Consider the following 12,695-nt stretch of genomic DNA (forward strand, 5'->3'; position numbering starts at 1 on the left):
CAGCGACCTCGCCTCAATCGAACAACCGCCGCAGCTTTCGATGGAAAGCGCGGTCAAACAAATTTCCGGTCGGGAGGACAGGACATGGGTGTTGAAGGCATTGGCGCAAGCGTCGTGCGCAAGGAAGACAAGCGTTTCATTACCGGCAAGGGCCGGTATGTCGATGACGTCAAGATACCGGGCATGACCTACGCCCATTTCATTCGTAGCCCGCACGCGCATGCCAAGGTGAAAGGCATCGACGCCTCCGCGGCGCTGAAGCTGCCGGGCGTGGTCGCCGTGCTCAACGGCAAGCAGATCGTCGACGACAAGGTCGGCAACCTCATCTGCGGCTGGGCCATCACCTCCAAGGATGGTAGCCCGATGAAGATGGGCGCATGGCCCGCGATGGCACCGGAGACCGTGCGCTTCGTCGGCCAGGCCGTCGCGGTCGTGATCGCCGAAAGCAAGAATCTGGCCCGTGACGCCGCCGAAGCCGTCGTCGTCGACTACGAGGAACTGCCCGCTGTCGCGAACGTGACCGACGCGATCAAGGCCGGCGCGCCTCAACTGCATCCCGAGGCACCCGGCAACCAGATCTATGACTGGGTGATCGGCGACGAGAATGCGGTGAACGACGCCTTCTCGAAGGCGGCCAATGTGGTGAAGCTCGACCTCACCAACAACCGCCTCGCGCCGAACCCGATGGAGCCGCGCTCGGCGGTCGCCGACTACAACGAGGCAGAGGAGCATTTCACGCTCTATACGACATCGCAAAATCCGCACGTCGCGCGTCTCGTGCTGTCGGCCTTCTACAACATCGCACCCGAGCACAAGCTGCGCGTGATCGCGCCCGACGTGGGCGGCGGCTTCGGCTCCAAGATCTACATCTACCCCGAGGAGATGGTGGCGCTGTGGGCGTCGAAGAAGACGGGACGTCCGGTGAAGTGGACCGGCGACCGCACCGAGGCCTTCCTCACCGATGCGCATGGCCGCGACCATGTCACGCATGCGGAGATGGCGTTCGATGCGAGCAACAAGATCACCGGCCTGCGGGTGAAGACCTACGCCAATTTCGGCGCCTACATGTCGCTGTTCTCCTCGGCGGTGCCGACCTATCTCTACGCGACACTGCTGTCGGGCCAGTACGCCATCCCGGCGATCCATGCCGAGGTGATCGCTGTCTACACCAACACCACGCCGGTCGACGCCTATCGCGGCGCGGGCCGGCCCGAGGCGAGCTATCTGGTCGAGCGGATGATGGAGACGGCGGCGCGGCAGCTCAAGGTCGATCCGGCCGAGCTGCGCAAGACGAACTTCATCACCCAGTTCCCGCATCAGACGCCGGTCATCATGGCCTATGACGCCGGCGACTTTAACGCCTCGCTCGATGCGGCGATGAAGGCGATCGACTATGCCGGCTTCGCAGGCCGCAAGGCGAAAGCGAAGGCGGACGGCAAGCTGCGCGGCATCGGCGTCTCCTGCTACATCGAGGCCTGCGGCATCGCGCCGTCGAAGGCGGTCGGCAGTCTCGGCGCCGGCGTCGGCTTGTGGGAATCGGCCGAGGTGCGCGTCAACCCGGTCGGCACCATCGAGGTCCTGACCGGCTCGCACAGCCACGGCCAGGGCCATGAGACGGCGTTCTCTCAACTCATTGCAGAACGCCTGGGGGTTCCGATCAGCCAGGTCTCGATCGTCCATGGCGATACCGACAAGGTGCAATTCGGCATGGGCACCTACGGCTCGCGCTCCGCGGCCGTCGGTCTCACCGCGATCCTGAAAGCCGTGGAGAAGGTCGAAACCAAGGCCAAGAAGATCGCAGCGCATCAGCTTGAAGCCTCCGAAGCCGACATCGTCATCGAGAATGGCGAGTTTAAGGTCGCCGGCACCGACAAGAAGATCGCGCTGCCGATGGTCGCCCTCGCGGCCTACACTGCGCACAATCTGCCTGACGGGATGGAGCCGGGCCTGAAGGAAAGCGCCTTCTACGACCCCTCCAACTTCACCTTCCCGGCCGGTGCCTACATCTGCGAGCTCGAGGTGGATTCCGCCACCGGCAAGACCTCGTTCGTCAATTTCGTGGCGGCCGATGATTTCGGACGGCTGATCAACCCGATGATCGTCGAAGGCCAGGTCCATGGCGGACTCGCACAAGGCATCGGACAGGCGCTGCTCGAGCACGCCGTCTATGACGCCAACGGCCAGCCAATCACGGCCTCGTTCATGGATTACACCATGCCGCGCGCCGACGACCTGCCGTCGTTCAAGCTCAGCCACACCACGACGCTGTGTCCGGGCAACCCGCTCGGCGTCAAGGGTTGCGGCGAGGCCGGCGCGATCGGCGCGTCCGCAGCCGTGATCAACGCGATCACGGACGCGATCGGCAAGAACAATCTGGAAATGCCCGCGACCCCTGACCGGGTGTGGCGCACGATCCACGCGGCTTGAGAAGGAGGAACGAAGATGTACCAGACCACTTATCATCGCGCCTCCTCCGTGGATGAGGCAGCCGCGCTGTTCGCCAAGGGCAGCGAGGCGAAATATCTCTCGGGCGGCCAGACGCTGCTGCCGGTGATGAAGCAACGGCTCGCCAGCCCCTCCGACGTGATCGATCTGGCCAGGATCAAGGAGCTGATCGGCGTTGAAGCCTCCGGCGACACGCTGACCATCAAGGCCGCAACGCCGCATTACGATGTGGCGACCAGCGACGCCGCGAAGAAGGCAATCCCCGCGGTTGCCTATCTGGCTTCGCTGATCGGCGACCCCGCCGTGCGCTATCGCGGCACGATCGGCGGCTCGCTCGCCAACAACGATCCTGCCGCCGACTATCCGGCCGCGACGCTGGCGCTCGGTGCGACGATCAAGACCAACAAGCGATCGATCGCGGCGGACGACTACTTCAAGGGCCTGTTCACGACCGCCCTCGAGGACGGCGAGATCATCACCGCCGTGTCGTTCCCGCTTCCCGCGAAGGCGGGCTACGCAAAATTCCCGCACCCGGCCTCGCGCTTCGCACTGACCGGCGTGTTCGTTGCCCAGACCAGATCGGGTGATGTCCGCGTCGCCGTGACCGGCGCCTCGCAGAGCGGCGTGATGCGCGTTGGCGCCATCGAAGCCGCGTTGAAGGCGAACTGGGCGGCGAGCGCGATCGATGGCGTCTCGATCCCAGCGAGCGGGCTGCTCTCGGATCTGCACGGCTCCGCCGATTACCGCGCCAATCTGATCAAGGTGATGGCGCAGCGCGCGGTTGCCGCGGCAGGCTGACAGCGTCTCAACACAATATTTCCGCGGCGCGCAGCAATGCGCGCCGCTTTTATTTTGCGCCCATGCATCAAAAGCGCTTGCCTCGTCAGGTCGAAGGCGGGAAAATTTAATCGACCAATTAACTCGTCCATAGAAGACGTCCAGCCGGGCCTGCGCGGCGCGCACCCGTCTTGGCCCCTGAGGAAACAAGACCGTGCTCGATCAATCAGCCCAAGAAAGATCAGAAGGCTCCTCCGTTCGCGCCACCGGCCCGCTCGCGGGTTTCCGCATCGTTGAATTCGCCGGCATCGGCCCCGGCCCGTTCGCCTGCATGCTGCTCGCCGACATGGGCGCCGAGGTCGTCACGCTCGATCGCATCGGCGCCAGGAAGAGCATGAAGTCGGTGGCCGGCCGCGGCCGCAAGGTGATCGAGATCGACCTGAAGGACAACGCGGCGATCGCAGATGTTCTCGACCTGCTCGCCAACGCCGACGCGCTGATCGAGGGTTTTCGCCCGGGTGTGATGGAGCGGCTCGGCCTCGGGCCCGATGTCGTGCTCGCGCGCAATCCAAAGCTCGTCTACGGCCGCATGACCGGCTGGGGTCAGGAAGGTCCGCTGGCGAATGCCGCGGGCCACGACATCAACTACATCTCCATCACCGGCGCCTTGGCGGCGATCGGCACGAAGGGCGCGCCGGTGCCGCCGCTCAACCTGGTTGGCGATTTCGGCGGCGGTGCACTTTACCTCGTTGTCGGCGTGCTCGCTGCGCTGCTCGAGGCGCAAAGGTCCGGCAAGGGCCAGCTGGTCGACGCCGCGATGTGCGACGGCGCGGCCTCGCTGATGTCGTTCTTCTTCGACATGACCGCGATGGGCCGCTGGACCGAAGGCCGCGACCAGAATTTTCTCGACGGCGGCGCCCATTTCTACGGCGTCTATGAATGCGCCTGCGGCCATTTCATCTCGATTGGCTCGATCGAGCCGCAGTTCTACGCGCTGCTGCGGCAACACGCCGGACTCACCGACGCCGATTTCGAGGCGCAGATGGACCGCAAGGCCTGGCCGGCGCTGAAGAAGAAGCTGCAGGCGGTCTTCAAGAGCAAGACGCGCGAGGACTGGTGCAGCATCATGGAAGGCACCGACATCTGCTTCGCCCCGGTGCTGACGATGTCGGAAGCAACCGAGCATCCGCACATGGTCGCCCGCAATGTCTTCATCGAACGCCACGGCGTGAAGCAGCCAGGACCCGCGCCACGGTTTTCGCGCACGCCCTCAGCGGTGCGGGAGCCGGAGGCTGCGGAGATCGGCGCGGTGACGAGTGCGTGGAAGGCGGGGCGGTAGCAACGCTCTCGCCATCACCTCCGCTGTCGTCCCGGGGCGCGCGAAGCGCGAGCCCGGGACCCATAACCACAGGGCGCAGTGGTTACGGGGGCTCGGAGTTACCAGTTCGCGCCGTAACCACTCCCTGGGGTTATGGGTCCCGGCCTTCGCCGGGACGACAGCTTTGTTTGACGTCGCAGTGTGCCTAACAACGCCTGCTCAAGCCGCATCCTCCACCTTCAGCACCCCGCGCCGAATCTGATCCTCCTCGATCGATTCGAACAGGGCCTTGAAATTGCCCTCGCCAAAACCGTCGTCGCCCTTGCGCTGGATGAACTCGAAGAAGATCGGGCCGATCGCGTTCGCGGAGAAGATCTGCAGCAGCACCTTGGTCTGGCCGCCATCGACGACGCCTTCGCCGTCGATCAGAATGCCGTTTCGCTGCAATCGCGAAACGTCCTCGCCATGCCTGGGCAGCCGCGCATCGACCTTCTCGAAATAGGTGTCGGGCGGTGACGGCATGAAGGGCAGGCCGGCCTCGCGCAGGCCCTCGATCGTGCTGTGGATCTCGCGGCAGCCGCAGGCGATGTGCTGGATGCCCTCGCCGCGATAGACCTTCAGATACTCCTCGATCTGGCCGGAATCGCCGGCATCCTCGTTGATGGGAATGCGGATCTTGCCGTCGGGGCTGGTCAGCGCCCGCGAGAACAGGCCGGACGCGCGGCCTTCAATGTCGAAGAAACGGATCTGGCGGAAGTTGAAGAGCTTTTCGTAGAAGCCGGCCCAGACATCCATGCGGCCGCGATGGACGTTGTGGGTGAGATGATCGAGATAGAACAGTCCGGCGCCAGCGGGCCGCGGATCGCGCGCACCAAGCCATTCGAACTCGGAATCATAGGCCGAGCCTCTCGCGCCATAGCGGTCGACGAGATAAAGCAGGCTTCCGCCGATCCCCTTGATCGCGGGCACGTCCAGCGTCTTCTGCGCAGCGGTAGCGTCCGCCGGCTCGGCGCCGAGCGCGATCGCGCGGTCGTAGGCCGCCTTCGCATCGACCACGCGGAACGCCATGGACGGCGCGCACGGCCCATGCGCGGCGACGAACTCGAAGCCATGCGTGCCCGGCTCCTCGTTGACGAGGTAGTTGATGTCGCCCTGGCGATAGACCGTGATTGTCTTGGTCTTGTGGCGCGCGACCGGCGCAAAGCCCATCAGCTTGAACAGCGCGTGCAGCTCTTGCGGATCGGGATGGGCATATTCGACGAACTCGAACCCGTCGGTCCCCATCGGATTATCGGCGCTGATGGTGGCGGGCGGCGCATCGTGCGGAAACGGACCCATTGGCGATCTCTCCCAGTTTGTTCGCCTGAACTATCTTTCATGGGGCGCGCAACAGGTGTGCAAATGGGATGCAATTCCGATACCCTATGCATGGTTTGTGCATGAAATGGGCAAATGACGCATGATCCCGGTAGATGCCTTCGATCTCAAGATCCTTACCGCGCTCCAGGACGACGGCCGCCTCACCAACCAGGAACTCGCCGATCTCGCGGGGCTGTCGGCCTCGCAATGCTCGCGGCGGCGCATGCGGCTCGAGGAGGAGAAGGTAATTGCGGGCTACCACGCCGATCTCTCCAGCGAGGCACTCGGCTTCGGCGTCGTCGCCTTCATCCAGGTGACGCTGGCGACGCACTCGCCCGACAATGCCAAGCGATTCCGCAGCCTCGTCAACCGCATCGACGAGATCCAGGAGGCCTATTCGCTCACCGGCGATGCCGATTATGTGCTGAAGGCCGTGCTGCGCGATCTCAAGGGCCTCTCCAATCTCGTCAACGACGTGCTGATGCCGCACCAGAGCGTCGCGCATGTGCGTTCCTCGATCGTGCTCGACCGGCTGAAGGAAAGCTCGAGGCTGCCGCTGAAGGGGCTCACGCCTGGCTGAAATCGAGGGAAATGCGGCATTCGCGCGACAGGTGCGATCTGCAATGATGATCGCCGCTAACCTATTTTTGTTTGAGCATGATCTTTTCGGAAAACCGCTTCACACTTTTCCGGATCATGCTCCGGGAGATAGCGCCATGGCCCTGCAGCTTCGGCCGAACTGCGAATATTGCGACTGCGACCTGCCGCCGAATGCTGCGAACGCGCGGATCTGCTCATATGAATGCACGTTCTGTGCGGACTGCGTCGAGACGAAACTCTTCAATGTCTGTCCGAACTGCGGTGGTGGTTTCACGCCGCGCCCGATCCGGCCCGCCAGGGAATGGCGGCCGGGCGTGTGCGTGGCCAAGCACGCGCCGTCGGACAAGCGGGTGCATTTGAAGTACAGCACGGAGGATGTCGCGACCCATTGCGCAAGGATACGCGGCGTACCGGCGGGAGATCGGTGAATCGCCTCCACACCGTCATTGCGAGGAGCGAAGCGACGAAGCAATCCAGAATCTTTCTGCGGAGAGATTTCTGGATTGCTTCGCGGAGCCTGTCATCGGGCCGCGCCTCGCGCAGACCCGGTGGCTCGCAATGACGGAGAATGTCGCAACAGCGCCGTCCTATTCCGGCGGCAGAATCGTCCCCTCGACCTCGCCGAAGCCGACGCGGTAGCCGTCGCCCTGGCACCAGCCGCGCATGACGAGGCTGTCGCCGTCTTCGAGAAACGAACGTTTGATGCCGCCGGGTAATTCCACCGGCTCGGTGCCGTTCCAGGAGATCTCCAACAGGCTACCGCGCTCGTTCTTCTCAGGGCCGGAGATCGTGCCGCTTCCGAGGAGATCGCCGACATTCATGGCGCAGCCGTTGGAGGCGTGGTGCATCAATTGCTGCACCGACGACCAGTACATGTACTTGAAATTGGTGCGGCTGATGCTCGCCGCCGCATTCGTGCCGGCGGCGCGCAAGGAGACGTCGAGCTCGATATTGTAGTTCTGCGGCAGGCCCTGCTTGAGATAATCGAGCGGCGCCGGGCTCTGCTCGGGACCCTTAGTGCGGAACGGCTGCAGCGCCTCGCGCGTCACCACCCACGGGCTAATCGATGTGGCAAACGCCTTGGCGAGGAACGGGCCGAGCGGCACATATTCCCATTGCTGGATGTCGCGCGCGCTCCAGTCGTTCAGCAGCACGAAGCCAAAAATCATCTCCTCGGCCTGCTGCTCGGTGAGCATGCCGCCCATCGGCGACGGTTGACCGACCACGACGCCCATCTCCAGCTCGAAGTCGAGCCGCTTGCAGGCGGCAAAGCTCGGTACCTCCGCAGTCGGCGGCTTCAACTGCCCGCGCGGCCGCTTCACGCTGGTGCCGCTGACGACCACGGTCGAGGCGCGGCCGTTGTAGCCGATCGGCATGTAGAGCCAGTTCGGCTGCAGCGCATTGTCCTTGCCGCGGAACATCACGCCGACATTGGTGGCGTGCTCTTTCGAGGAATAGAAATCGGTATAGCCGGAGACCATAATCGGTAGATGGAGTTTGGCGCGCGACATCGGGACTAGTGCGAGCTTCCGCAGCTCATCGTTGTCACGCAGCTCTGGATTATCATGCCTCAACAGCTCGCTGATCCGCGCGCGAGTCCTCGACCAGATCTTCGGGCCCTGATGCATGAACCCATTCAGCCAGCCCGCAGCAAACACGCCTGGATTGCCGGTATCCAGGCGACCGTCCTGCTCAAGCTCCCAGAGATCGAGAATGTAGTCGCCAATGGCAACTCCAACGCGGGGCGCAGGCCCATTCGCGGAGAACACGCCGTAGGGCAGGTTCTGGATCGGGAAGTCGGAGGACGGATCGACGTCGATGAAGGAGCGGAGGCTGGGGTCATTAGGATGGGGCACTCAATTCTCCAATCGGAAAATCGTCATGCCCGGGCTTGAGCCGGGCATCCATCACTTCGACGAGCGATGGATCGCCGGGTCAAGCCCGGCGATGACGAGCATAACAGATCATCACGGCCGGTTCGGATCGAACCGCTTCTCCAAGCCTTTCCAGCAATCCGCATAGTCATCCTGCAACGTCGAGGACTTCGCGGCATGCGCGGTGACGCGCTGGGGGTAACGGGTCTCGAACATGAAGGCGAGCGTGCCGGTGAGCTTGACCGGCTTGAGCTCGCCATTGCTGGCGTGCTCGAAGGCATCGCGGTCGGGGCCGTGCGGCAGCATGCAGTTGTGCAGGCTGATGCCGCCGGGCACAAACCCTTGCGGCTTCGCATCATACACGCCGTACACGAGCCCCATGAACTCGCTCATGATGTTCATGTGATACCAGGGCGGACGGAACGTGTTGTCGGCGACCATCCAGCGCTCGGGGAAGATGACGAAGTCGATATTCGCCGTGCCCGCCGTCTCCGACGGCGAGGTCAGCACCGTGAAGATCGAGGGATCCGGGTGGTCGAAGGCGATCGCGCCGACCGGCGAGAAGGTGCGCAGGTCGTATTTGTAGGGCGCGTAATTGCCGTGCCAGGCGACCACGTCGATCGGCGAATGGGCTAGCTGCGTCTTGAACAGCGATCCGCCCCATTTCACGTAGAGCTCGGTCGGCGTGTCCTTGTCCTCGTAGCAAGCCACCGGCGTCAGGAAGTCGCGCGCATTGGCAAGGCAATTGGCGCCGATCGGGCCGCGCTCGGGCAGCGTGAAGGCGCCGCCGTAGTTTTCGCAGAGATAGCCGCGCGCCGGCCCGTTCGGAATCTCCACGCGGAACTTGACGCCGCGCGGGATCACCACGATCTCGCCGGGTTCGGCGTCGATGCGGCCGAATTCGGTGACGAGGCGAAGGTTGCCCTGCTGGAGCACGAACATCATCTCACCGTCGGCATTGTAGAAATGCCGGTCCACCATCGATTTGGTGATGAGGTAGACATGCGCAGCCATGCCTGCTTGCGTATTGACGTCGCCGGCCGTCGTCATGGTCTGCACACCCTCGAGGAAGGTGATCTCCTCCTTCGGAATCGGCGTCGGATCCCAGCGCAGCTGCGCGATCGGCAGATCGTATTCATGGCACGGCGCCGAGCGCCACAGGCCTGCGTCGACCTTCTCGAAGCGTCCCGAATGCTTCACCGACGGGCGGATGCGATAAAGCCAGGAGCGCTCATTGGTGCCGCGCGGCGCGGTGAAGGGCGAGCCTGACAATTGCTCGGCATAGAGCCCGTAGGCGCAGCGTTGCGGCGAGTTGCGTCCCATCGGCAGTGCGCCCGGCAACGCCTCGGTTTCAAAACTGTTGCCGAAGCCGGACATGTAGCCCGGCGTGACCTGGGCCGTGCTGCGAACGATCTGGTCAGGCGAGGCATTGATGTTCATGACTATCCTCCTCCTTGCAATGCAGCCCACATCTCCTGGTCGCGCTTGTCGGTCCAGATCACGGGGTCGTCGATCCCCGACGCCTCGTCGAAGGCGCGCGACACGTTGAACGGCAGGCAGTGCTCATAGATGGCAAAGCTCGAAAATTTGGGATCCATCACCTCGCGGGTGGCCGCCATCGTCTCCTTCAGCGTGTGGCCCTTGGCGACGGAAATCTCCGCCGCGCCATAGAGCGTAGCGACGAAGTCGCGCGTCATCGCGATCGCCTCGCGCGCGGTCGTGGTGCCTTTGAGCGCATCGCCGCGGCCCGGCGCGATCGCCTTGGGATTGAAGTTGCGGATCTCGGTCAGCGTCAGCGGCCATTCGCGCAAATGCGCATCGCCGCAATAGCAGGCCGAGTGGTATTCGATGAGATCGCCGGAGAACATCACCTCGGCATCCGGCACCCAGGCGACGATGTCACCCGAGGTGTGTCCGGCCCCGAGCTGCATCAACCGCACCTCGCGTTTGCCCAGATAAATCGACATCTCGCCTTCGAAGGTGAGCGTTGGCCACGTCAGCCCGGGAATGCTCTGCGCGTCCTGGAATAAACGGGGAAATCGACCATACTCGGAATCCCAGTCCTGCTTGCCGCGCTCCTCGATCAGTCGATAGGTCTCCTGCGAGGCGACGATGCCTTGCGCCTCATAGGCGGACGCGCCGAGCACGCGTACGGCATGATAATGCGACAGCACGACATATTTGATCGGCTTGTCGGTGACGGTGCGGACGCGCTCGATCACCTTGTTCGCCATCGCGGGCGTTGCCTGCGCGTCGAACACCAGACAACCATCCTCGCCGACGATGACGGCGGAGTTTGGATCGCCCTCGGCGGTGAAGGCATAAAGGTCAGTACCGATCTCGGAGAAGGTAACCTTCTTCTCGGCGAGATCGCCGGTGGATGCGAAGTTCTTCGCCATCAGTTCGTTCCTTGCACGGTTATTGTTGTTGCTGTTGTTGCTGCTGGCCGTCGACCATGCGGCGCCTGGCGAGCACGATCGCTTCGTTGAGCACGTCGATGTCGCCGATATGGTTGGCGAGGATCAGCACCAAGGCGGCATCAAAATCCGCGCTCTGCTCCTCGGTCAGGCCGCGATGCGCCTCGACGATGGCACGGAAGGCATCGTCAGGCCGTGCGAAATTCGAGCTGGTGGAGAGAGCCATTCGCAAAACCTTCAGTTCAAGCCTTGAGCGCGCGACAATGCGGCTGCTACCAGCGCCTTCGTCGGATGGCGGAAGCGGGCCGCGACGTAGCCATCGGGCCGCAGCAGATAGGCTGTGTCCGGCTCGGCATCGTAACGCTTCGCCGCGAGCCCGCCGGGATCGACCAGTCCGTTCTCGCCACCGATGCGGATGTCCTTCACGCCACCGGGCAATTCGATCGCCGCGCCATTATCAAACCCAAGCACGGCAAATTGCGTTCCACCCTTGCGGAACATATCAGTCAGATAGGCGCCCTCGCCCGTGCGGGTCCTGACCGGCGCATCCAGCATGGAACAGCCGGGCCGCGGACCGCCGCGCCATGTCTCTACATCGGCGGAGGAGAGCGACGTGTCGTAGCTGCAGGGCACCGAGAGCCGGCCGCCATTGACCATGCGCTTGCCGAACTCGGTTTCCTTTGCCAGCGACAGCACCGCCTTGCGCAGCCGCGCCTCCTGATGCGAGTTCGGCGCCATGAAATCCGTCGATCTCGTCGATTCGCGGATGTTCTCGTCCGCCGCCATGCTGCGCTCGAAATGATAGCTCTCGAGCAGCGTCGCCGGTGACTGGCCACGCAGCACCCGATCGAGCTTCCAGGACAGATTTTCCGCGTCCTCAAGCCCCGAATTGGCGCCGCGCGCGCCGAAGGGTGAGACCTGGTGCGCGGAGTCGCCGGCGAAGATCACGCGGCCATGGATGAAGCGATCCATCCGCCGGCACTGGAATTTGTAGAGCGAGATCCATTCGAAATCGAACTTGTCGTGCCCGAGCATGCGCGCGATGCGCGGCCGCACGTTTTCCGGCTTTTTCTCGACGGTCGAATCGGCATAGCGATTGAGCTGGAGGTCGATGCGCCAAACGTCGTCGGGCTGTTTGTGCAGGAGCGCGGAACGCCCGGTATGGAAGGGCGGATCGAACCAGAACCAGCGCTCGGTCGGGAATTCCGCGGTCATCTTGACGTCGGCGATCAGGAATTGATCCTCGAACACCTGGCCTGCGAATTCCGCACCGACCATCTGCCGCAGCGAGGAGCGGGCACCGTCGCAGGCGATGACGTATTGCGCATGCAGGCGATAGGCACCTTCCGGCGTCTCGATCGTCAGCACGGCGCAATCGTTGCGTTGCTCGAGCGCCGTCACCTTGTTGCGCCAGCGCAGGTCGATCTCGGACAAGTCCCTGATGCGATCAACGAGATAGGCTTCTGCGTAATATTGCTGGAGGTTGATGAAGGCAGGCCGCTTGTGCCCCTCTTCCGGCAAGAGGTTGAACTGGTAGAGCTGGGACTCGCCGTGGAAGATCTTGCCGACGCTCCACACGACGCCCTTCTCGACCATGCGGTCGCCGACGCCCAGCCGGTCCCAATATTCCAGCGAGCGCTTTGAGAAGCAGATCGCGCGCGAGCCCTCACCAATGCGATCGGCATCGTCAAGCAGCACCACGCGCTGGCCGCGCTGCGCCAGATCGATCGCAAGCGACAGCCCCACCGGCCCCGCGCCCACCACCACGATCGCATGCTCGGCCGCAGACAGGCCGGGGCGATCCTGGTCGGGGTGGCGGCGATAGCCGAACTGGGTTTTTGCCTGCGCCATGCGCTAACCTTTCGCTCTGGTCAGGAGGGGACTTATCTGCTAGATAGTCTCACG

The 12,695-nt window shown here is 63.5% G+C and carries 11 protein-coding genes; 5 read left to right on the top strand and 6 right to left on the bottom strand.

The features are described 5' to 3' along the window. Positions 1-84: 84 nt before the first annotated feature. From ACV1FX_RS22825 to ACV1FX_RS22835, 3 genes are all read left to right on the top strand, one after another. The gene (locus tag ACV1FX_RS22825; protein ID WP_473119811.1) at positions 85-2,427 is read left to right on the top strand and encodes a xanthine dehydrogenase family protein molybdopterin-binding subunit; all 2,343 of its coding nucleotides are present in this window, start codon (positions 85-87) and stop codon (positions 2,425-2,427) included. 15 nt (positions 2,428-2,442) lie between these two features. Further along, a complete protein-coding gene (locus tag ACV1FX_RS22830; RefSeq protein WP_473119812.1) occupies positions 2,443-3,243 on the top strand; it encodes an FAD binding domain-containing protein in 801 nt (266 codons plus the stop codon). A 193-nt stretch (positions 3,244-3,436) separates the two neighbouring features. Beyond that, on the top strand, positions 3,437-4,561 hold the full coding sequence (locus ACV1FX_RS22835) for a CaiB/BaiF CoA transferase family protein (protein WP_473119813.1): 1,125 nt from the start codon (positions 3,437-3,439) through the stop codon (positions 4,559-4,561). A gap of 198 nt (positions 4,562-4,759) precedes the next feature. Here the strand turns inward: ACV1FX_RS22835 and hppD are convergent, their stop codons facing one another. Further along, positions 4,760-5,878 carry a 4-hydroxyphenylpyruvate dioxygenase gene (gene hppD / locus ACV1FX_RS22840; protein WP_473119814.1) on the bottom strand — a complete coding sequence of 373 codons (1,119 nt, stop codon included), beginning with the start codon at positions 5,876-5,878 and terminating at the stop codon, positions 4,760-4,762. Positions 5,879-5,999: 121 nt separating this feature from the next. Here hppD and ACV1FX_RS22845 point away from each other — a divergent pair, with 121 nt between their 5' ends. Next, positions 6,000-6,479, top strand: coding sequence for an Lrp/AsnC family transcriptional regulator (locus ACV1FX_RS22845; RefSeq protein WP_473119815.1), 480 nt, complete (start codon positions 6,000-6,002; stop codon positions 6,477-6,479). Positions 6,480-6,615: 136 nt separating this feature from the next. After that, a complete protein-coding gene (locus tag ACV1FX_RS22850) occupies positions 6,616-6,927 on the top strand; it encodes a DUF1272 domain-containing protein (protein WP_473119858.1) in 312 nt (103 codons plus the stop codon). A gap of 159 nt (positions 6,928-7,086) precedes the next feature. On the opposite strand, the gene fahA is transcribed toward ACV1FX_RS22850, so the two are convergent. The 5 genes from fahA to ACV1FX_RS22875 all read right to left on the bottom strand — a co-directional run bounded on the left by fahA (position 7,087) and on the right by ACV1FX_RS22875 (position 12,641). Then, positions 7,087-8,355 (bottom strand): fumarylacetoacetase, encoded by a 1,269-nt coding sequence (gene fahA / locus ACV1FX_RS22855; protein WP_473119816.1) that lies wholly within the window; start codon positions 8,353-8,355, stop codon positions 7,087-7,089. A gap of 111 nt (positions 8,356-8,466) precedes the next feature. Then, positions 8,467-9,813 carry a homogentisate 1,2-dioxygenase gene (gene hmgA / locus ACV1FX_RS22860; RefSeq protein WP_473119817.1) on the bottom strand — a complete coding sequence of 449 codons (1,347 nt, stop codon included), beginning with the start codon at positions 9,811-9,813 and terminating at the stop codon, positions 8,467-8,469. A 2-nt stretch (positions 9,814-9,815) separates the two neighbouring features. Next, positions 9,816-10,772: an MBL fold metallo-hydrolase gene (locus ACV1FX_RS22865; RefSeq protein WP_473119818.1), complete on the bottom strand. Its 957-nt coding sequence runs from the start codon at positions 10,770-10,772 to the stop codon at positions 9,816-9,818. A gap of 19 nt (positions 10,773-10,791) precedes the next feature. Next, positions 10,792-11,016: a DUF2783 domain-containing protein gene (locus ACV1FX_RS22870; RefSeq protein ID WP_473119819.1), complete on the bottom strand. Its 225-nt coding sequence runs from the start codon at positions 11,014-11,016 to the stop codon at positions 10,792-10,794. 11 nt (positions 11,017-11,027) lie between these two features. Then, positions 11,028-12,641: an FAD-dependent oxidoreductase gene (locus ACV1FX_RS22875; protein ID WP_473119820.1), complete on the bottom strand. Its 1,614-nt coding sequence runs from the start codon at positions 12,639-12,641 to the stop codon at positions 11,028-11,030. Positions 12,642-12,695: the final 54 nt, after the last annotated feature.

The sequence above is a fragment of the Bradyrhizobium ingae genome, assembly GCF_055791185.1.

What these genes read in the sequence shown, in the direction of transcription:
- ACV1FX_RS22825 (WP_473119811.1), top strand. Translation starts at nt 85, where the DNA reads ATGGGTGTTGAAGGCATTGGCGCAAGCGTCGTGCGCAAGGAAGACAAG.
- ACV1FX_RS22865 (WP_473119818.1), bottom strand. Translation starts at nt 10,772, where the DNA reads ATGGCGAAGAACTTCGCATCCACCGGCGATCTCGCCGAGAAGAAGGTT.
- hmgA (WP_473119817.1), bottom strand. Translation starts at nt 9,813, where the DNA reads ATGAACATCAATGCCTCGCCTGACCAGATCGTTCGCAGCACGGCCCAG.
- hppD (WP_473119814.1), bottom strand. Translation starts at nt 5,878, where the DNA reads ATGGGTCCGTTTCCGCACGATGCGCCGCCCGCCACCATCAGCGCCGAT.
- ACV1FX_RS22845 (WP_473119815.1), top strand. Translation starts at nt 6,000, where the DNA reads ATGATCCCGGTAGATGCCTTCGATCTCAAGATCCTTACCGCGCTCCAG.
- ACV1FX_RS22870 (WP_473119819.1), bottom strand. Translation starts at nt 11,016, where the DNA reads ATGGCTCTCTCCACCAGCTCGAATTTCGCACGGCCTGACGATGCCTTC.
- ACV1FX_RS22830 (WP_473119812.1), top strand. Translation starts at nt 2,443, where the DNA reads ATGTACCAGACCACTTATCATCGCGCCTCCTCCGTGGATGAGGCAGCC.
- ACV1FX_RS22850 (WP_473119858.1), top strand. Translation starts at nt 6,616, where the DNA reads ATGGCCCTGCAGCTTCGGCCGAACTGCGAATATTGCGACTGCGACCTG.
- ACV1FX_RS22875 (WP_473119820.1), bottom strand. Translation starts at nt 12,641, where the DNA reads ATGGCGCAGGCAAAAACCCAGTTCGGCTATCGCCGCCACCCCGACCAG.